Raw genomic sequence first — 18819 nt, 5'->3', positions numbered from 1 at the left:
ACCGACCGGTCTAAGCCCGGCTCTTGCCGGACTGGGCGTTCCCCGTTTCCCGTTCCTCGTCGAACGGAACGGCGAACGCCCAGTCCGGCAGGTACCCGGAGGAAACCAGCGTGTCGAGCAGTCCCGCCATGCCATAGCGGGGGTCGACCGCCAGCGCCCGGTCGATGAAGATGCCGGCCACCGAACCGCGACCCATCGCCCACGACAACCAGGCCAGCATGCAGTACGGGGCAGGCCTGGCCCGGCGGGGCGCCAGGGCGACCACGGTCAGCAGCAGCCGCACCGCCCGTTCGATCCGGTCCGGGTCGGGACGCACTCCCGTGAGCCCGAGCATGAGGTCGCTGGCCTGTTTCGCGTCCGGCTCGTCGTCACCGTTCCGCTCGCGCTCGGCGCGAACGATGTCGTCCATGCTCCGCCCCGTTGCACGCTGCAGGGCCGCGTAGCGCAGGTTGAGGTTGTGGGTGGCGCCGCCGACCGCCTCCCCGAACGCGAACTGCAGCATCATCTGGTCACGACAGGCCGGCCCCTGCACGAGGAAGAGCAGCACCGCGACGTCGTCTGGGTCGAGGGCGTCTGGATCCCAGCCCAGGGTCGCCTCCGCGGTGGCCACGGGGTCGAGGACGTCGCCGATCATGTCGAGAAGCTCCGGCACGGTCTCCGTGCTCCGGCCCAGCCTCTGGTAGCGAGCCAGGCGGCGGCCGACCTTCTCCCTGGCCGCGACGTCGACCCGGGGAAGGTCGGCCCTGCTGCGCAGGCTGGCCAGGTCCCGACGTGCGTCAGCGGGGACGGCCCTGTGCACCTCCGACCCGGAGATGTCCGCCAACGGGTGCCCGCCGGCCGGGCAGGACGGATCGAGGTAGGAGCCCCAGCCGTCCGGCGCGACGCACAGCGCGTCGCGCACCAGAAAGCCGGAGAGTTCGGCCCGCGCACACACGGTCTCCGCGAATCGCTCCGCGGGCAGGCCGGGCACCGACGCGAAGGTCTGCTCGGTGTAGACCACCGGCACGACGGCATCCACCCCGGGGATCCGACACAGCGTACCGACGAGCGTGGAGGCGATTGCCTGCCGAAGGGTACGGGAGGCGCCGGCCGGTGGCAGGTTGAACCGCATCGCCCCGCAGGTGCGGTTGCCGCGAAAGGCGACGAGCACCATGCTGCGTTCCGGGAGGAATCCGACGAGCTGGGGTACGAGCGCGAGGAAATCGTGCGCTTGCCTGGTCTTGACGATTGTCTTATTCATGCGGCAACCCTCATCCGCCCGTCGATCCGGCGGCGCGCCGACGCCGATCCGGTGGACAACTCGACCTGCCGAGTGCCTGTGGATAAGGCCTCTGGCTGGCGCCCATCCATGGCGGCACCGTACGCTTGATCACAGAGATGCGGCCGGTGGGGAAGCGCACGACACCGACGAAAGCGCAGGACAACGAATGCCGGGTTCAACGATTGTTGACCTCCTCCTGATTCTGCTGCTCGTCAGCTATCTCGCCTCTGGGTTCCGCAGCGGGCTGATCGGCAGCCTGAGCAGCATCGTCGGGCTCATCGCGGGCGGCATCGCCGCCTACTTCCTCGTTCCGCTCGTCGGCACCTGGGTTCCCGCCGCCGAATGGCGCACGGTTGCCACGCTCGCGACCGCGGGGGTGCTCCTCGTCGGCGGACTTTCCCTGGGCGGTTCGATCGGCCGGGCCCTGCGCCCGCGCGGTGCCCGCACCAAGCTGCGGCTGGCCGACCGGATGCTCGGCTCCGGCGCTGCCGTCGTCGCATCCGCGCTCGTCGTGTCGATGCTCGCGTTCAGTATCGGCGGGCTGGGCGTGCCGCTGCTGTCCCCCGCCATCGCCTCGTCCGGCGTGATCAGGTCGATCGATTCGCTGACGCCAGACCCGCTCAAGGCGTTCCTCGCGCAATTGCGTTCGGTCGTCGTCAGCGAAGGACTTCCCCGGGTGGTCGAGGCCTTCAACGGTCCCGTCCCGACGATCCCCGCCGTCACCGCCGACAGCGACGCACTCCTGGCGGCCCGGCAGTCCGTGATGAAGATCACCGGAACCGCCTACGCCTGCGGGCAGAACCAGTCCGGCAGCGGTTTCGTCATCGCGGAGGATCGCGTGCTCACCAACGCCCACGTCGTCGCCGGCGTGACCGAGCCGATGGTCGTGACGCCGGGCGGCAGCGCCAGGCCGGGTCAGGTCGTCTACTTCGACCCGGTCGTCGACCTGGCAGTCATCGCCGTGACCGGGCTCGCCGCCCCCGCCCTCGACCTCGGCCCCAACCTGGCCGTCGGGAGCCGGGCCGTCAGCGACGGCTACCCGTATGGCGGGCCGTTCGACTCCGCGCCGGCACAGGTGGTCGCGGTCGCCCCGGCGCTCGTCGCGGACATCTACGGCAAGGAACCGGCCCAGCGGCAGATCTACACCCTCGCGGCCGACGTGCAGCACGGCGAGTCCGGCGGTCCCCTCCTGAGCGAGGCCGGCCAGGTCGCCGGGGTCATCTTCGCCAAGTCCACGGTCACCAAGAATGTCGGTTACGCGCTCGCGATGGAAGAAGTCGACCCGGTCGCCGCCCAGGCGGCTGCGCTGGCAGCCCCGGTCTCCTCCGGGGACTGCATCAGGGGCTGACCCAGGCCGCACCCCGGCGGAATGCCCCCGGGGACTGCATCAGGGGCTGACCCAGGCCGCGCCCCGGCGGAATGCCCCCGAGGACCGCATCAGGGGCTGACCCAGGCCGCACCCCGGCGGAATGCCCCCGGGGACTGCATCAGGGGCTGACCCAGGCCGCGCCCCGGCGGAATGCCCCCGAGGACTGCATCAGGGGCTGACCCAGGCCGCACCCCGGCGGAATGCCCCCGAGGACTGCATCAGGGGCTGACCCAGGCCGCACCCCGGCGGAATGCCGCGGGGCCCTGGTGGGAGAGCGCCAGCCGCAGCCGCTCGGCGTGGGTGTCCGGCAGCGCCGGGAGCGCGTCGAGGGGCCACCAGGCCGCATCCGTGTTCTCCCCGTCTGCGGGGGTGGGCTCTCCGCTCACCCAGCGGCAGCGGAAGACGAGGTCGAGATACTGGGCCTGGTCACCATTGGCGTAACGGAGCGGCTCGCGGGCGAAGACGCCGACCAGGGTTTCGACCTCGGCGACGATGCCGGCCTCCTCGAGGATCTCTCGGGCTGCCGCATCCGCCGGTTCCTCGCCGGGGTCGATGACTCCGGCGACGGACGACCAGTGGCCGGTGTCGACGCGACGCACGAGGAGCACCTCCGAACCCCGCACGACGACCGCGGTGACGCCGCTCAGCCAGAGCGGGGCATGTCCGATGCTCTCGCGGAGGTCGAGGATGAAGTCGGGAGTGGCCATGAAATGAGCCTAGCGGCGGGTTCTCGGCCGGGCCGGTGACAAAATGGACGGGTCCCGGTTCACGGGACCAGACGAAAGGCCAGCAATGACCATCATCGCCGCCGCCGACGGTTCGGCCCTCGGCAACCCCGGCCCGGCCGGCTGGGCGTGGTACGTCAACGACTTCTGTTGGGGGGCCGGCGGCTGGGAACACGCCACCAACAACCAGGGCGAGCTCAAGGCGGTGCTGGAATTGTTCCGCGCCACCGCGCACCTCGAGGACGACCTGCTGGTGCTCTGCGACAGCCAGTACGTGATCAACTCGGTGACGAAATGGATGCGGGGCTGGAAGGCCAAGGGCTGGCGCAAGGCCGACGGGAAGCCCGTGATGAACCTCGACCTGCTCCAGGAGATCGACGCCGCCCTCATCGGCCGCCGCTACCGGTTCGAATGGGTCAAGGGGCACGCGAACCACCCACTCAATGAGGCCGCGGACGCGCGCGCCCGCGCCGTCTCCGAAGCGTTCGCGCGCAAGGTCCCGTTCAAGGCCGGACCGGGCTGGGTGCGCACCGGCGATCTCGTGCCGGCCCCCGACACCTCGTCCGCTCTGGTGCGCGAGAAGCCCTCGCGCCCCGCGAAGCAGGCGTCCCCGCCCGCCGCACCCCCGGCGTCGAAGCCGGCGGCCGGCTCGGCGCATCCCGAGCTGTTCTCCTTCGAGTCCGCGGCGGACCGGACGGATGCCGCACCCGGCCGTACCATCTCGCTGACGCTCTCCGTCGACGAGCACGCCCGTCTGGCCGAACGGGCCGACCTCCTGGGGGTCAGCTCGGAGGAGCTGCTGCGCGGCCTGATCTGACCCGGCCGAAGGCGGTCCCGCCGACGTCGATGCGGATACAACCGGAGGGGGAAACGGGGCGGAACGCCCACTTCGGGTGACACCCGTTCGTGCTATTCATGACGCATGACACGATTCCTCGGGGTTGACCTGGCCTGGGCCGAAGGCACGGCCACGCGGCCGGCGAACGAATCCGGTCTTGCCTGCATCGACGAGGACGGCCGAGTGCTCGACGCGGGCTGGGCCAGGGGCACCGCGGCGGTGCTGGCCTGGATCGATACGATGTGGCAACCGGGCGCCGTGCTCGCGGTCGATGCCCCTCTCGTGGTCAACAACGCCACGGGGATGCGACTGTGCGAGCGCGAGACCGGCAGCCGGTACGGCCGCTGGTACGTCTCCGCGAACGCCTCCAATCTCGCTCGCCCGTGGCAGGGCGGCGTGTCGATTCGCCGCCGGCTCGAGGCATCCGGCTGGACGTATACCGACGGACTGTCACCGGTCGACCCGGCCGCGGCCAGTTTCTTCGAGTGCTACCCGTACACGACCCTGGTCGGCGCCGAGGAATTCGGCTACGACGACAAGCGGCCGCGGTACAAGCGGATGGGGGTGTCCCTGCCGCCCGACCAGCGCCGCGCGGCCCGGGCGCTCGTGTGCGACGACCTCATCCAGCGGCTCTGGCGCCTGGGCACCGCGACGCCGCCGCTCGACCTGTCCTCCCACCCGGTCACGGATGCCCTGGTCACCACCCACTCGCCGGTTCTCGACCGCGACTACAAACACCGTGAAGACCTCATCGACGCGCTGGTCAGCGCCTGGACCGCGTCACTGTGGTGGCACCACGGCACCGAGCGCAGCCAGGTGCTCGGCGCCGACGACCCGGCCTCCCCCGACGGGCACCGGGCCACGATCATCGCGCCGGCCCGGCCGGAACAGCGCCGGGAGCGGGTGCGTTGACCGGCACCCGGCAGCCGGTTTCAGCGCACGGGAAGCCAGCGTGACTTCACCCGCTCGGTCACCCGCCAGGACAGCGGCTCGGCGACAGCCTGGGTGGCCTCGAGCACGGCCCGGCCGATCCGGAGCGCGTCGGCCGGGTCGTCGGCACTGAACCGCACCGTGGCCCAGGCCGAACCCGCGACGACGGCGAGGTCGGATGCCTCGACCGTGGTCAGTTCCGCGGCTGCGGCGGCCGCGGCGGGCAGCACCGAATCCGGCCTGATGCCGGGCCTGAGCACCCCGATGGACATTTCGATGCGGAATGAGGGCATTCAGCCAGCGTAGGCTCAGCCGACCTCGGCCGACTCCGCCCCGTCGGTGGAGGGGAACCGAACCTCGACTCTGGTGCGGTCGGCGAGTTCGTCACCCGCCGAATCCCGCAGGGCGATGATCACGACGCTGGGCGCCGTGCCCAGCCGGTCGAGCAACTGGGCGACATCGATCTCGGCATAGGGATCTTCGACGTCGAGCACCTCGGGGCGCACGCCGAAGAGCGCTTCCGCCTCGTCGATGAGCAGGACCGCCCCCCGATGCTCGGCCTGGTCGAACAATCCGCTCAGGTTGCGCTCGGTCTCGCCCATGTCGCGACCGACGATCGAGTCGAGCGGCACGGTCACGAGCGGCTTGCCGAGCTCGTGCGCCACGGATTCCGCCGCGACCGCCTTCGCCGCCGCATCCGACCCACTGAACACGGCGATCGCGCCCGCCCCGGCGAGTTGCACGACGTCGTGCACGGTGCCGACCAGGGCAACCCGTTCGGCCGCGTCGAGGGTGAAGGACGCCATCACCCCGAAGGAGAGGCGCAACGGCTCCCGGCTGGCGAGCCAGAGCGCGGTGAGCACCTCCGTGGTCAGGGGTGACGGGGTGAGCCAGACCTGGATGCTGTCCGCCGCGCCGACGGGCACGGTGAGCACGGGGTGGCGTTCGATGGCGGCCCTGGCGGCGCCGAAGGCCCGGTGGCTGCCGGAATCCAGGTCGCTCTCGTCGTCGGGGAAGGCGTTGACGAGATAGTGCAACTCGGCGATGACCCGGCTCGGCCCGTGCTGGGCGCTCGCTTCCCGGTAGCTGATCAGGCTGTCGCTGTAGAGGAACAGGTTCACCGACGCCCCGGTCACGCCCGTCCGGGCCTCGCCCGGCGCCCGCGCGGTGGCCTGCAGGCCGACCGGAGGCGACGTCAACAACTGCTGGAGCGCGATCGTGGTCGAGGCGATCGCCTGGCCGTAGTTTGTCAGGGACGACATGACGACTCCGTCTTCTGGCCGCGGTGAGCCCGCATCCGGTTTCACGCTACTCCGGCGAGCGGTCGAGGTCGAGCCTCAACGGCCGAGCGAGCGCGAGGGGGCGAGCGGGGCGACGGGCGAGGTCTCCGGGTAGCGGAGGAATGCCGATCGAAGTAGCGTGAATCCAGGCATCCGTGCTCAGGCGTCCGTCACCGGATCGGGCATGCGCGCCCAGGCATCCATCAATGGAGAGGAGCCGACCATGTTCTACCCGGACGATCTCGACCAGCTACCCGAGCTACCCGACCCCGGTCCCCGCGACGGTCGCCACGGCGTCGACCAGGATCCCGACTACGACCCGTACCCGTTGCTGCACTCCGACACCGGCCGGCTCCTGCCCCTGACCGTGTCGGCACAAGATGCGAAGTGGCACCTGGGCGTGCTGCTGGACCGGGTCGAGGCGGGCGAGGAGATCGTGCTCACCCGGCGCGGAAGGCAGGTCGCCCGGCTGGTGCCGGTCGACGATCCCGGGCGCGCGACCCGGCCGGGACTCGCGCGGCGGACGGCGCACGAACCCACCTGATTGCGGGCAGGTTCGCGGGCGATGCCCAGCAAGCCCGGGTTAGCCTTATTCTCATGGGAAGGTTCGTAAGCAGCTGGCGATCACACCTCCTGGCGACCCTCTCCGGAAACGCCGACGGCCACCCTCAGTGGGTCGACAAGATCGAGCTCGGCGATGACGCAGGCTACTTCGGTCCCGACTCCGCCGCCTGGGCCGTGCACGGTGGCATGGCGACGATGGTCGCCGGCATTCGGGCCCTGCTCATGCAGACCCTGCATCCCGGAGCGATGGCGGGCGTGCACGACTGGTCCCGCTACAAGGAAGATCCCCTCGGGCGGCTCTCGGGCACCATCCAGTGGCTCGTCACGGTCACCTTCGGGGACAGGGCCCTGGCCGAGCGCGAGTCATCGCGGGTCGGCCGGTTCCACGACAAGGTCACCGGCACCTACCGCGACTCCCAGGGCATCGAACGCCCCTACTCCGCCGGCGACCCCGACCTCCTCGCCTGGGTACACCTCGTCTTCACCGACGCGTTCCTCCAGTCACACACCATCTGGGGCGGCGCGATCCCCGGCGGCGCCGACGGCTACGTCTGTGAATGGGCCAAGGCCGGCGAGCTCGTCGGGGTGCGCAACCCTCCCCTGTCCCGCCTGGAGCTGCAGCAGCAACTCGACGCATTCCGGGATGCCGGGACCCTCAAGAGCGACGAACGTGTCGCCGAGGCCGTGCGATTCATCCGCAACCCGCCGCTGCGACCGACGATGATGCCCTTCTACCGGATCATGTTCGCCGGAGCCGTGGCCTCGATCCCCCGCGAGTACCGCGACCTGTTGGGCCTGCGTCGGTCGATGCTCCCGGTCGTCTGGGCCACCGGCGCCGTGCTCCGCATGGTGCGGTTCCTGCTCGGCCGCTCCTCCACATCCGAGGATGCCGCCCGCGCCCGGATCGCCCGGCTCACCGCCACCGCCGCTTAAGCGAACGGGGTGGAGCGATCCGCGATCCGGGGCCGCACGGACTGGTCCCGGTCCTGGTCCCGGTCCCGGGAAGCACCCCAGAGGATGGCCGCGGCGGCGACCACGGCACCGCCGAACAGGAGGGCAGCGATCACGGTGACGAACGGGTCCGGTCGCACGATGGACTGCCCGGCGACCGCCTGGCCGGTCAGAAGCGCCAGCACTCCGAGGTAGAGTCCGATCACGACCCAGAGCAGCCGGAACCGGGTGCGCGGCCCCGCCACGGCCGGGATGCGGCGGGCCAGGACCTCGAGCAGCAGCGCCGCCAGCGGGATGATCTGCAGAGCGTGCATCCCGACGAAGTGGGGAATGCGCAGGTCGCCGGCCACTGTGCTCCAACCGAGCAGAGGCAGCCCGGGCCCGCCATCGGGCAGGCCGACGGTGTGGGCGCCGGCGATGCCGGTGAAGTTGTCGAGCTGGGTCGCCGTCGGTCCCGTCATCAGGAACGCGAGCCCCATCCCGACCACGGCGATCAGTGCGCCGGCCCGGATGGCCAGCGAACGAGCCTGGTCACCCAGATCGGCCCGGATGAGCAACACCGCGACGAGCAGTGCCATCGCCCAGACCAGCACGATGGAGATGGCCATCACGCTCCAGAGTGCGGCGTGGAACGGAGTCGCCACGTTGAAATGACTGGTCACTCCGACCGCGGCGGCGCCGACGATCACGACCATCTCCACCACCAGGAACACCGCGCTGATCGTTCCGGCCCACCAGACCAGGCGCCGACCACGCCTCGCCAGGCCGAGCAGCCAGGACAGCGTGAGCGAATAGATCAGGATCGAGATCGCGAACTTCAGCGGTTTGGCCCAGAGCGGTGCTCCCGTGACGGTGCGCGGGTCGACCAGGAGGCCGACCACGGCCAGCAGGGTGACCCCCGCCATGCCCACGGCAAGCCACAGCAATGGGAGATGCCAACTGACGGCGCGGAGATCCGGCCAGGATGCTTCGGTCGGCTGACGGGACATTCTCACTCCTCGGGCGGTTCGGTGACTCGTGCGGGGTTGGGGTGTGTTGCGGGGTAGCGCAGCGCGGAGACGTGTTCCTGGGCGGCTCGACGGAGGCCGGAGAACAGAGCGTCGCCGAGCACTGTGCCCACCACGACCGTCTCAGCCTTGGCCTCGCGGTCGGGCAACGCGTCGACCTCGTCGAGGTCGGCCTCCGCCACGAGGAGCGCCGCGGAGGCATAGGCGGCGAACCAGCCCCGGTGGTCGACGTGCCCGATCTCGTCGAAGGTCTCAAGCACACTCGCGGCGGCCAACCGTCCCGGGTTGTCCGCCGACACGCACCAACCGGCCATGATCGCATCGACCCTGGCGAGGGCTCCCGCGTCGATCCCGGCGGGGTCGAGCAGGTCAGAGACCGAGCGCTGGGCGACGCCGAAGGTCTCGGACAGGGGAAGTTCGGAGTCGATGGCCTCGATCACCGCGCGGGCCGCGGCAACGCTGAGCCCGCCGACGTCGATCAGGCCCCGCACCAGCCGGATGCGTCGCAGATGCGTCGAGTCGTACCGCGCCTGGTTGGGGCCGGTGCGTTCCCCGACCGGCAGCAGGTTCTCCCGCTGGTAGAACTTGATCGTCGCGATCGGGGTGTCGCTGACCGCGCTGAGCTGAGCCATCTTCATGGTTGATAGTGTAGCTATCGGATAGCTTTACTGTCTATACCAGCGTCGCCCGTTTCCGCCGCGGCGGGCCGCCTAGGCGGACGGCACGAAGAACGCCGCGATCGCCGCCGACAGGGCGATCGGGTCGTTCACGTGGCACAGTTCTCGGGCCGAGTGCATCGAGAGCAGCGGGATGCCGACATCCACGGTGCGAATGCCGAGCCGGGTCGCGGTCAGTGGGCCGATGGTCGAGCCGCAGGGCACCGTGTTGTTCGACACGAACTCCTGGTACTCCACCTCGGCCTGCGCGCAGGTGCGGGCCCAGAGCGCAGCGCCGCCGGCATCCGTGGCGTAGCGCTGGCTCGCGTTGATCTTGAGCAGCGGCCCGCCCCCGGCGACGGGCCGGTTGGCCGGGTCGTGCTTCTCCGGGTAGTTGGGATGCACGGAATGGCCGGCATCCGCCGACACACACCAGGACTCGGCGTACGCCCGCAACCGCTGGCTGACGGATGCCCCCAGGCCAGCCCCGATCCGGGTGAGGATGTCGTCGAGGAGCGGCCCGCTCGCGCCCGACCGGGTCTCCGAGCCGAGTTCCTCATGGTCGAACGCGGCCAGCACACTGATCTGATCCGACTCCCCGGCCGCCAGAATGGCGACCAAACCGGCGTGCACAGAGGACAGGTTGTCCATCCGCCCCGCGGCGAACAGGGCCAGGTCCAGACCGAAGCGGGTGGGAGCCTGACTGTCGACCGTGAGCAGGTCGTAACCGGCGACATCCGTCCCGGCCAGGCCGGCCAGGCCGGCCAGGTGCTCGAGCAGGTCGGCCGTGCCGGGCTCGCCGACGCCGAAAACCGGGGTCAGGTGGCGCTGGCGGTCGAGGGTGAGGCCGGTATTGGCGTCCCGGTCGAGATGGATCGCGAGCTGCGGGATTCGCAGGAACGGGCCCGTGCGCACGAGGTGCTCCGTGCCGTCACGGGTGACGAGCCGGCCGGCGAGCTCCAGCTCGCGGTCGAGCCAGGAGTTCAGCAGCGGACCGCCGTAGACCTCGACGCCGGCCTGCAGCCAGCCGTGCGAATCGATCGTGGGCTTCGGCTTGAGTTTGAACCCGGGCGAATCGGTGTGGGCCCCGAGGATGCGAAACGGCGTCGTCGCACCGGCACCCTCCGGTTGCACCCACGCGACCACCGCGCCGTCGCGCAGGATGTACCGCCGGCCGGGCTCCGACGGCCACTCGTCCGATTCACTCAGCCGGGTGAAGCCGCCCTCGTCGAGGCGCCTGGCCGCCTCCGCCGCCGCGTGGTAGGACGACGGCGACGCGGCGATGAAGTCGGCGAAGTCGTCGATGTACGCTGTGGTCGAGGCTGCTGTGAAGGTCATGGGTCAATCCAACCACCCGCGGGCAGGCAGGGCGTCCGCCAGCGAGCGAAGGGGACCGGCATGGACTCGACACAGGGCGAGGCCCGCTCGCCGGACCCGGGCGAGACCGCGAGCCCCTGGCTGCTCAGCTTCGATGGCTTCGACCCGGCCACGGAGGGTCGCCGTGAAGCCCTCTGCACGCTCGGCAACGGCTATTGGGGAACGCGCGGCGCGGCGCCGGAGTGCGCGGCGGATGCCGTGCACTACCCCGGCACCTACCTCGCCGGCGTCTACAACCCGCTGTACACCGATCTGGGCGAGCACTCTCGTGACGACGAGCACATGGTCAACGCACCGAACTGGCTCCCACTCGAGTTCCGGCTTGCCGACGAAGAGTGGTTCCGGCCGGGCAGCCCCGACCTGGTGGAGTACCGGCAGCAACTCGACCTGCGGCGCGGGGTGCTCACCCGCGTCGTACGGGTGCGGGATCGGGCCGGGCGCACCAGCACGGTCACCACGGTCCGCTTCGTCTCCCAGGCCGCGCCGCACATCGCGGTGCTTGAGACGACCTTCGAAGCCGAGGACTGGACCGGCCACGTCACCGTGCGCTCCGGGATCGACGGGAGGGTCGCCAACCGCAATGTCGCCGCCGATGCGCAACTGGCCTCCGGTCACCTCGTGCCGCGCACCACCGAGCAGGTCGGCGTCGAGACCGTGCTGCTTCAGATGGAGACCACCCGCTCCGGCGTGCACATCGCGATGGCCGCCCGCACCCGCGCCTTCGCGGGCCGCCGCCTGCTCCACCCCGACCGCCGGTTCGAGAGCGATGCGGCGGGCTGGGTCGCCCATGAATTCGAGCTCCGGCTGGAACCGGGGCATCCGGTGCGGGTCGAGAAGACCGTGGCCGTGAGCACGTCCCGCGATCGGGCCGTGATTTCCGCCCCCGCCGCCGTCCTGACCTGGCTGGAGCGGGTGGCCGACCCCGCCGAGCTGCTCGCCTCGCACGAACGCGAGTGGCAGGGACTGTGGGACGAGTTCGGGGTGCGCCTGAAAAGCATCGACCACCAGTCCCTCGCGCTCAACCTCAATACCTTTCACGTGCTGCAGACCCTCGCGGGCGTCGATGCCGACCTTGATGCCGGGGTACCGGCGAGGGGACTCAGCGGCGAGGGCTACCGCGGGCATGTGTTCTGGGACGAGGCGTTCGTCTACCCCATGCTCACCCTCCGCCGGCCCGACCTGAGCCGGGCCCTGCTCGGCTACCGCTACCGCCGGCTGAACGAGGCCAAAGCCGCCGCGCGGGCCGCCGGATTCACCGGGGCGATGTTCCCCTGGCAGAGCGGCATCGACGGACGGGAGGTGACCCCGGGCGAACTCTTCAACCCGCGCTCCGGACGCTGGCTGCCGGACAACTCGTTCAAGCAACGCCACGTCGGCCTCGCCATCGCGTACAGCGTCTGGAAGTACTACGAGGCCACCCACGATGCCGATTTCATGGTGCACCAGGGCGCCGAGCTCATCCTCGAGATCGCGCGCTACTTCGCGTCCCTGGCCACCCACGATCTGGCCGCCGACCGCTACGACATCGAGGGGGTGATGGGTCCGGACGAGTTCCACGACGGCCCACCTGGCGCCCCCGGCGCGGGACTACGCAACAACAGCTACACGAATGTGATGACCGCCTGGGTGCTCGGCCAGGCCGTCGAAACGGTGGCGCTGCTGGCCGGGCGCAACTGCCGCCCGCTCTGGAACCGGCTCCGGCTGCGGCCGGACGAGGTGGAGGGCTGGGAGCGGATCAGCCGCCGGATGCGGGTGGTCTTCCACGCGGACGGGGTGCCCAGCCAGTTCGAGGGCTACGAGGACCTCCCCGAATTCGACTGGGACGGCTACCGTGAACGCTACGGTGACATCGGGCGACTCGACCTCATTCTGGAGGCCGAGGGTGACAGCCCGAACAACTACCGTCTGTCGAAGCAGGCAGACGTGCTGATGCTGCTCTACCTGTTCTCCGCGGAGGAACTGCGCGAGCAGCTCGAGGCGATGGGCTACGCGCTGTCCCCCGCGGCGGTGGTGCGCACCGTGGACTTCTATCGGGCCCGCTCCAGCCACGGCTCGACGCTGAGCAACGTGGTGCACTCCTGGGTGGAGGCGCGTCGCGACCGGGAACGGTCCTGGCTTTTTCTGGGCAGGGCGTTGGCGAGCGACCTGGCCGACATCCAGGGCGGCACCACTCGGGAGGGCATCCACCTCGGGGCGATGGCCGGCTCGGTCGACATGATGCTCCGCTGCTACAGCGGCCTCGAGATCAGGGACAATGTGCTCTGGCTCCACCCGGTGCTTCCCACCGAGCTGAACGAGGTCGCCTTCAGCATCAACTACCGCGACCAGCCGATCCGGCTCGAACTCACGCCGACCCTGCTGCGGCTCCGGCTGCGGGCGGGCGGCGCCGCACCCATCGCGGTGCGGGTGGAGGGACGGGAGGTCCGGCTCTCGCCGGGCGAAACCCGGGAATTCGCGCTCGAGCGCTGACTCTCAGTCGTTGACGGGAGTCTCCACGTCGGTTTGCAGTGCGGCACGGGCGAACGCCGCCCCACCGGGCGTGATCGTCCAGTGCGTGTGGTCGTTCGGAGTTCGGGCGAAGACGCCCAGATGGTTGAGCAGGCGCCACTTGGGCGCGACCAGCGTCGTGGCAACGTCGCTCGAGAGCCTGGAGCCGTCGGGCGCCACCCAGCCCAGGGTCTCCAGGCCGAGGGCGAGCATCTGGGTGAACAGGTCGGCCTCGTCGAAACCGCGTCGAGCGATCAGCACGAGCAGCAGAGTGATTGCGTCGCTCTCGGCGGGCTCGCGACTGACCTGAATGGTGCGTGCGAGATGCCACCAGAGCTCTCGCGGCGCTGTGGCGAGCGCCCGGCCCCGGCTGGTCAGCAGCAGCGTGCCCTTTCTGACCCGGAGCAGGCCGGCCGCGGTGAGGTGCGCCCGCAGTTCGGCCAGCGGAAGCAGGTTGGACTCCCGGTTCGCGCCGGCCGGCCAGTCCCAGTCGACCTCGGCCGACGCGGCGACCACGACGGCCGGGGGCAGATAGCCGGCCTGGGTGAGGCGGATGCCCGCGGGCCCGACCCGGCGCAGGATCCACAGCACCGGTCCGAGCATCCGCGTCATCGCCCGTTCGGGGAGAAGGATCGAGTCGGTGACCCGCGCCTCGGCGATCACCAGGCGAAAGCCGGCGATCGCATCCGGGTGCATCCGGGTCTCGAGTTGCTGAATCACCTTCACGCTGCGAGCCTAGCCACGGTTGGCCGGGCGACGGCGCAACTCCGCGGCGGCGTGGCCGTTCCTGCCGTAACCTTGGCGCATGGCCAGAAGTATCGCATCCAGCACCGTCGTCGATCTGGACGGCATGCTCGAGTTCGTTCGACCCCGGCACCGGATGCTGCTGGCCACCACCCGGGCCGACGGTCGCCCGCAGATCTCGCCCGTGTCCGGCGGGGTCGATCCGGCCGGACGAATAGTGATCTCCTCCTACCCGGCCAGGGCGAAGACCCGCAACGCCGAACGTGACGTGCACGCCTCCGTTCTCGTGCTCTCGGACGATTGGGACGGCGGGTGGATCCAGGTCGACGGGGACGCCGAGGTTCTGCACATGCCGGAGGCGGCAGACGGTCTTGTCGAATATTTCCGTTGCATCGCGGGAGAGCACTCCGATTGGGACGAGTACCGTGCGGCCATGGCGCTCCAGAACAAGTCGCTGATCCTGATCACGCCCACCCGGTGGAGCCCGATCGGCACCGGCGGCTTCCCGGCCGACGTCGCCGCCCGGCTCGACGCTCTCTGACGACCCCAGCCGGATCTACCTGCGCGCTGGCGCCGGTTCCGCCCGATCGTCCTGGGCGAGCCACAGGGTACCCATGATGAAGAGCACGACGGCGGCCGCGAAAGTCATCGCGAGCCAGGGCCAGAAGGCGAGACGATCCCAACAGACCGTCGTTGCGGCGATGTAGATGAGCAGGCCCACGTAGCTGAGCGTTCCGCGACGCGGAGTCGAGTAGATGACCGTGATCGTGTTCGGCGTGAGCACCCGTCGAAGCGTCATGCCGGGCGCGCTCCGCTCGGACGGACCGTCGCGGCCGAAGCTGGTGCGGTCGAGCTTGTCCGTGGCGTGGCGGTCCTCATCAAACGCACCATCCCCCCGAATGTGTCAGCCAGCCGATTCTGAGCTTGCTCCAATCTACGTCGAGCGTTTCCGTCGTCGCCAATCCCAGTTCGGGCGCCCGCAGTGTTGGGGGCAGGCGCGACCTCCGCCGCCTCGCGCCTCGCCTCGCGCCTCGCCGCCCGCGCCGCATTCGCCGCCCGCGCCGCACTCGCTCGCGGCCCGCGGCGCGGAAGGCGGCGCGCGGTCCACCGCGCGCCCGCTTCCGGAAGGTGCGCCGCGACGGATGCTCAACTCGGCAATCGGCACGGCGCCCGGCGCACTGTCACCCGCGTCTGCAAGGCTGGGCGGATGACCGATACCCGCGCCGCCGCCCGTGAGATTCTGCGCAGCCTGGTCGGGCGCGATGACGCCGACTTCCACGAGGGTCAGTTCGAGGCCATCGAGACCCTGGTCGACGCGCGCAAACGTGCGCTCGTGGTGCAGCGCACCGGCTGGGGCAAGTCCGCCGTGTACTTCGTGGCGACCCTGCTGCTGCGCCGCCAGGGCGCGGGACCGACCATCCTGGTCTCGCCGCTGCTCGCCCTGATGCGCGACCAGGTGGCCGCCGCCGCCCGCGCCGGGGTGCGCGCGGTGTCGATCAACTCCTCCAACGCCCACGAGTGGACCGAGGTGCTGCAGAAGCTCAGGGACGACGAGGTCGACGTGCTGCTGGTCTCCCCGGAACGGCTGAACAACCCCTCGTTCCGTGACGAGCAGCTCCCCGCCTTGATCGCCAGGGTCGGCCTGCTCGTTGTCGATGAGGCGCACTGCATCTCCGACTGGGGCCACGACTTCCGCCCCGACTACCGGCGCCTGCGCGACCTGATCGCCGAGATGCCGGCCGGAGTGCCGGTGCTGGCCACCACTGCGACCGCCAACAGTCGGGTCGTCACGGATGTCGCCGAGCAGGTCGGGGTCGGGGCGGGCGGTGGGGAGTCGCGCGGGTTGGTCTCGACAGGCTCGACCACCGGCAACTCGACCACCGACGGGGGCGGGGGCGGCGGGGCCGCGGAGGTCATCACCATCCGCGGACCACTGGCCAGGGCCTCGCTGCGCCTCGGCGTGCTCCGACTCCCGGATTCCCGGGCCAGGCTGGCCTGGCTGCTCAGCCACCTGGCCGAGCTGCCCGGCAGCGGCATCATCTACGCGCTCACCGTCTCCGCGGCCGAGGACACCGCCCGGATGCTGCGCGAGGCCGGGCATCCGGTGCGGGCGTACACCGGGCAGACCGACACCGCCGAACGAGAGGAATCGGAGGGAATGCTCAAGCGCAACGAGGTCAAGGCCCTCGTCGCCACGAGCGCGCTCGGGATGGGCTTCGACAAACCCGACCTCGGTTTCGTGGTGCACCTCGGCGCACCCAGCTCCCCCGTCGCCTACTACCAGCAGGTCGGCCGCGCCGGGCGCGCCACCGCGAACGCCGATGTGCTCCTGCTGCCCGGGGTCGAGGACGAGGCCATCTGGCAGTACTTCGCCACCTCGTCGATGCCGAGCCGGAACAAGGCGGAGGCCGTGCTCGGCGCCCTCGCCGTCCACGGCGGCGCACCGCTCTCCACCCCTGCCCTCGAGGCACGGGTCGATCTCAAACGCTCCCCGCTCGAACTGCTGCTCAAGGTGCTCGACGTTGACGGAGCCGTGCGCCGGGTCAAGGGCGGCTGGGTCGCGACCGGCCGGCCCTGGGTCTACGACGAGGAGCGGTACGAGCGAATCGCCGCGGCCAGGCTGAGCGAACAGCAGGCGATGATCGACTACGAACGCACCACCGCCTGCCGGATGGAGTTCCTGCAGCGGGCCCTCGACGATGAGACCGCCGTTCCCTGCGGGAGATGCGACAACTGCACGGCGGCCTGGTACCCGTCCGGGGTCGCCGACGAGGCCGCCGCCGCGGCCGCCGCATCGCTCGACCGGGTCGGCGTCGCCCTCGAACCACGGGCGCAGTGGCCCACCGGGGTGGCGAGCCTCGGCGTGGACGTGCGTGGCAACATCCCCCCGGGTGAACGCCTGTCCAGCGGCCGCGCCCTCGCCCGACTGACCGACCTCGGTTGGGGCGGACCGTTGCGCGACGTGTTCGCGTCGGACGCCCCGGATGCCCCGGCGAGCGCGGCCATGACGGCCGCGTGTTTCCGGGTGTTGGCCGACTGGGACTGGGACGAACGGCCGGCCGCGGTGGTCAGCATTCCGTCACGGCGGCATCCGCTATTGGTCGAGTCGGTCGCGCGCGCGTTCGCCGACGCCGGTCGCCTCCCCCTGCTGGGCTCGCTCGACCTCGTCGGCGGGGGCCCGGTCGGCACCCCCGGCGGCAACAGCGCCTACCGGTTGTCGTCGGTCTGGGACCGGTTCGCGGTCGGGCCGGAACTCGCGGACGCGCTGGCCGCGTTCGCCGGACGGCCCGTGCTGCTCGTCGACGACCTCGCCGACAGTCGCTGGACCCTCACCGTGGCCGGGCGCCTGCTCCGCCGGCAGGGCGTGGCCTCGGTGCTGCCGTTCGCGCTGGCCCTCCGGTCCTGACCGTCGCCCGCACGACCTTGACAACGGCCGGTTCGGCCCACAGACTCGATCCACACCCCATATTGCCTCTGAGACACTTTTAATTGCGCCAGAGTGCTACACCGTCCGTCTGACAAGCAAGGAACCCCCATGGTCAATGGAGACACGCCCATCGGTCCGGTCGACGCCAGCCTCGTCCCGCGCTACGCCGGGATCGCCACCTTCGCCCGGCTCCCCCGCCTCGAAGACGTGAAGCGCGCCGACATCGCCGTGGTCGGCGTTCCGTTCGACTCCGGGGTCAGCTACCGTCCGGGCGCCCGCTTCGGCCCGGCGCACGTGCGCGAGGCCTCCCGCCTGCTGCGCCCGTACAACCCGGTGCAGGACGTCGAGCCGTTCTCCAGCCAGCAGGTCGTCGACGCCGGGGACATCGCGGCCAACCCGTTCAACCTCACCGAGGCCGTCGCCCAGATCCAGGCGGCAGCGACCGAGCTTTCGGCGGACGGCAAGCGCCTCGTCGTCATCGGCGGCGACCACACGATCGCCCTTCCGCTGTTGCGGGTCGTCGCCGAACGGCACGGCCCGGTGGCGGTGCTGCACTTCGACGCACACCTCGACACCTGGGACACCTACTTCGGCGCCCCGGTCACCCACGGCACGCCGTTCCGCCGGGCGTCGGAGGAGGGCCTGATCGACCTCACGGCGAGCCTGCACGTCGGCATCCGCGGCCCGCTCTACTCCCGGAACGACCTCCGCGACGACGAGCGCCTCGGCTTCGCGATCATCGCCAGCCACGAGTTCGAGACCGAGGGTCTCCCCCGCGCGATCGAACGGATGCTCGCCCGCCTCGGCGACCGGCCCGTCTACCTCTCGATCGACATCGACGTGCTCGACCCCGCGCACGCGCCGGGCACCGGTACACCGGAGGCCGGCGGCATGACCAGCCGGGAGCTGCTCGCGATGATCCGCGCCCTGCGCGGCGTGAACCTCGTCGGCGCCGACGTCGTCGAGGTCGCCCCGGCCTACGACCACGCGCAGATCACGGCCGTCGCCGCCTCCCACGTCGCCTACGAGATCATCTCGGCCATGACGCCGTCGGCGGAAGCGGTGCCGTCGGCCTAACGGACGACGTGCAGCGGGAACGCCCCGGGGCCGAACCCTGCATCGGGGTCCGCAACCCCGACGGGGCGTTGACCGTTGACGGGATCCGTGCGAGTAACCTCGCGTCACGGGAATACCAGGGACCGC

18 protein-coding genes are annotated in these 18819 nt (G+C 70.7%); 9 read left to right on the top strand and 9 right to left on the bottom strand.

Annotation, left to right across the window (positions count from 1 at the left end):
- Positions 1–10: 10 nt before the first annotated feature.
- Positions 11–1240, bottom strand: a complete 1230-nt coding sequence (locus QMG61_RS01675) for a DUF4192 domain-containing protein (RefSeq protein WP_283492591.1) — start codon at positions 1238–1240, stop codon at positions 11–13.
- Positions 1241–1427: 187 nt separating this feature from the next.
- Here QMG61_RS01675 and QMG61_RS01670 point away from each other — a divergent pair, with 187 nt between their 5' ends.
- On the top strand, positions 1428–2609 hold the full coding sequence (locus tag QMG61_RS01670) for a MarP family serine protease (protein ID WP_283492590.1): 1182 nt from the start codon (positions 1428–1430) through the stop codon (positions 2607–2609).
- A gap of 239 nt (positions 2610–2848) precedes the next feature.
- Here QMG61_RS01670 and QMG61_RS01665 read toward each other — a convergent pair whose 3' ends face one another.
- Positions 2849–3337: an NUDIX hydrolase gene (locus QMG61_RS01665; protein WP_283492589.1), complete on the bottom strand. Its 489-nt coding sequence runs from the start codon at positions 3335–3337 to the stop codon at positions 2849–2851.
- 85 nt (positions 3338–3422) lie between these two features.
- On the opposite strand from QMG61_RS01665, the gene QMG61_RS01660 reads away from it, so the two are divergent.
- Positions 3423–4172, top strand: a complete 750-nt coding sequence (locus tag QMG61_RS01660; protein ID WP_283492588.1) for an RNase H family protein — start codon at positions 3423–3425, stop codon at positions 4170–4172.
- Between the two features lie 105 nt (positions 4173–4277).
- Positions 4278–5105 (top strand): DUF429 domain-containing protein, encoded by an 828-nt coding sequence (locus QMG61_RS01655; protein ID WP_283492587.1) that lies wholly within the window; start codon positions 4278–4280, stop codon positions 5103–5105.
- A 20-nt stretch (positions 5106–5125) separates the two neighbouring features.
- Here the strand turns inward: QMG61_RS01655 and QMG61_RS01650 are convergent, their stop codons facing one another.
- Positions 5126–5416: a hypothetical protein gene (locus QMG61_RS01650; protein ID WP_283492586.1), complete on the bottom strand. Its 291-nt coding sequence runs from the start codon at positions 5414–5416 to the stop codon at positions 5126–5128.
- Between the two features lie 15 nt (positions 5417–5431).
- Positions 5432–6385 carry an AAA family ATPase gene (locus tag QMG61_RS01645; RefSeq protein ID WP_283492585.1) on the bottom strand — a complete coding sequence of 318 codons (954 nt, stop codon included), beginning with the start codon at positions 6383–6385 and terminating at the stop codon, positions 5432–5434.
- A gap of 157 nt (positions 6386–6542) precedes the next feature.
- Here QMG61_RS01645 and QMG61_RS01640 point away from each other — a divergent pair, with 157 nt between their 5' ends.
- Positions 6543–6947, top strand: a complete 405-nt coding sequence (locus tag QMG61_RS01640; RefSeq protein ID WP_283492584.1) for a type II toxin-antitoxin system Phd/YefM family antitoxin — start codon at positions 6543–6545, stop codon at positions 6945–6947.
- A 53-nt stretch (positions 6948–7000) separates the two neighbouring features.
- A complete protein-coding gene (locus tag QMG61_RS01635) occupies positions 7001–7900 on the top strand; it encodes an oxygenase MpaB family protein (RefSeq protein ID WP_283492583.1) in 900 nt (299 codons plus the stop codon).
- Here QMG61_RS01635 and QMG61_RS01630 read toward each other — a convergent pair.
- From QMG61_RS01630 to QMG61_RS01620, 3 genes are all read right to left on the bottom strand, one after another.
- Positions 7897–8907, bottom strand: coding sequence for a hypothetical protein (locus QMG61_RS01630; protein ID WP_283492582.1), 1011 nt, complete (start codon positions 8905–8907; stop codon positions 7897–7899). The two genes, QMG61_RS01635 and QMG61_RS01630, sit on opposite strands and share 4 nt — an antisense overlap.
- Positions 8908–8909: 2 nt before the next feature.
- A complete protein-coding gene (locus QMG61_RS01625) occupies positions 8910–9563 on the bottom strand; it encodes a MerR family transcriptional regulator (RefSeq protein WP_283492581.1) in 654 nt (217 codons plus the stop codon).
- Between the two features lie 72 nt (positions 9564–9635).
- Positions 9636–10919 (bottom strand): M18 family aminopeptidase, encoded by a 1284-nt coding sequence (locus QMG61_RS01620; protein ID WP_283492580.1) that lies wholly within the window; start codon positions 10917–10919, stop codon positions 9636–9638.
- A 60-nt stretch (positions 10920–10979) separates the two neighbouring features.
- Here QMG61_RS01620 and QMG61_RS01615 point away from each other — a divergent pair, with 60 nt between their 5' ends.
- Complete coding sequence (locus QMG61_RS01615) at positions 10980–13427, top strand: glycoside hydrolase family 65 protein (RefSeq protein ID WP_283492579.1); 2448 nt, start codon at positions 10980–10982, stop codon at positions 13425–13427.
- Between the two features lie 3 nt (positions 13428–13430).
- Here the strand turns inward: QMG61_RS01615 and QMG61_RS01610 are convergent, their stop codons facing one another.
- Positions 13431–14171 (bottom strand): hypothetical protein, encoded by a 741-nt coding sequence (locus QMG61_RS01610; protein ID WP_283492578.1) that lies wholly within the window; start codon positions 14169–14171, stop codon positions 13431–13433.
- 79 nt (positions 14172–14250) lie between these two features.
- Here QMG61_RS01610 and QMG61_RS01605 point away from each other — a divergent pair, with 79 nt between their 5' ends.
- The gene (locus QMG61_RS01605; RefSeq protein ID WP_283492577.1) at positions 14251–14730 is read left to right on the top strand and encodes a PPOX class F420-dependent oxidoreductase; all 480 of its coding nucleotides are present in this window, start codon (positions 14251–14253) and stop codon (positions 14728–14730) included.
- 15 nt (positions 14731–14745) lie between these two features.
- Here QMG61_RS01605 and QMG61_RS01600 read toward each other — a convergent pair whose 3' ends face one another.
- On the bottom strand, positions 14746–14988 hold the full coding sequence (locus tag QMG61_RS01600) for a hypothetical protein (RefSeq protein WP_283492576.1): 243 nt from the start codon (positions 14986–14988) through the stop codon (positions 14746–14748).
- 408 nt (positions 14989–15396) lie between these two features.
- Here QMG61_RS01600 and QMG61_RS01595 point away from each other — a divergent pair, with 408 nt between their 5' ends.
- Both QMG61_RS01595 and speB read left to right on the top strand, forming a co-directional pair.
- A complete protein-coding gene (locus QMG61_RS01595; protein ID WP_283492575.1) occupies positions 15397–17595 on the top strand; it encodes a RecQ family ATP-dependent DNA helicase in 2199 nt (732 codons plus the stop codon).
- A gap of 129 nt (positions 17596–17724) precedes the next feature.
- Positions 17725–18693 (top strand): agmatinase, encoded by a 969-nt coding sequence (gene speB / locus QMG61_RS01590; RefSeq protein ID WP_283492574.1) that lies wholly within the window; start codon positions 17725–17727, stop codon positions 18691–18693.
- Positions 18694–18819: the final 126 nt, after the last annotated feature.

It is taken from the genome of Cryobacterium sp. PH31-AA6 (genome assembly GCF_030063195.1).
GTDB lineage: Bacteria > Actinomycetota > Actinomycetes > Actinomycetales > Microbacteriaceae > Cryobacterium.
The sequence above is the reverse complement of the archived record's forward strand: the minus strand, read 5'-3'. Positions and strand labels throughout refer to the sequence as shown.

Bases quoted from the DNA above. Each gene is read 5' to 3' on its own strand.
- QMG61_RS01615 (WP_283492579.1), top strand. From the start codon at position 10,980: ATGGACTCGACACAGGGCGAGGCCCGCTCGCCGGACCCGGGCGAGACC.
- QMG61_RS01655 (WP_283492587.1), top strand. From the start codon at position 4,278: ATGACACGATTCCTCGGGGTTGACCTGGCCTGGGCCGAAGGCACGGCC.
- QMG61_RS01605 (WP_283492577.1), top strand. From the start codon at position 14,251: ATGGCCAGAAGTATCGCATCCAGCACCGTCGTCGATCTGGACGGCATG.
- QMG61_RS01675 (WP_283492591.1), bottom strand. From the start codon at position 1,240: ATGAATAAGACAATCGTCAAGACCAGGCAAGCGCACGATTTCCTCGCG.
- QMG61_RS01670 (WP_283492590.1), top strand. From the start codon at position 1,428: ATGCCGGGTTCAACGATTGTTGACCTCCTCCTGATTCTGCTGCTCGTC.
- QMG61_RS01595 (WP_283492575.1), top strand. From the start codon at position 15,397: ATGACCGATACCCGCGCCGCCGCCCGTGAGATTCTGCGCAGCCTGGTC.
- QMG61_RS01650 (WP_283492586.1), bottom strand. From the start codon at position 5,416: ATGCCCTCATTCCGCATCGAAATGTCCATCGGGGTGCTCAGGCCCGGC.
- QMG61_RS01645 (WP_283492585.1), bottom strand. From the start codon at position 6,385: ATGTCGTCCCTGACAAACTACGGCCAGGCGATCGCCTCGACCACGATC.
- QMG61_RS01625 (WP_283492581.1), bottom strand. From the start codon at position 9,563: ATGAAGATGGCTCAGCTCAGCGCGGTCAGCGACACCCCGATCGCGACG.
- QMG61_RS01635 (WP_283492583.1), top strand. From the start codon at position 7,001: ATGGGAAGGTTCGTAAGCAGCTGGCGATCACACCTCCTGGCGACCCTC.
- speB (WP_283492574.1), top strand. From the start codon at position 17,725: ATGGTCAATGGAGACACGCCCATCGGTCCGGTCGACGCCAGCCTCGTC.
- QMG61_RS01600 (WP_283492576.1), bottom strand. From the start codon at position 14,988: ATGACGCTTCGACGGGTGCTCACGCCGAACACGATCACGGTCATCTAC.
- QMG61_RS01660 (WP_283492588.1), top strand. From the start codon at position 3,423: ATGACCATCATCGCCGCCGCCGACGGTTCGGCCCTCGGCAACCCCGGC.
- QMG61_RS01620 (WP_283492580.1), bottom strand. From the start codon at position 10,919: ATGACCTTCACAGCAGCCTCGACCACAGCGTACATCGACGACTTCGCC.
- QMG61_RS01630 (WP_283492582.1), bottom strand. From the start codon at position 8,907: ATGTCCCGTCAGCCGACCGAAGCATCCTGGCCGGATCTCCGCGCCGTC.
- QMG61_RS01665 (WP_283492589.1), bottom strand. From the start codon at position 3,337: ATGGCCACTCCCGACTTCATCCTCGACCTCCGCGAGAGCATCGGACAT.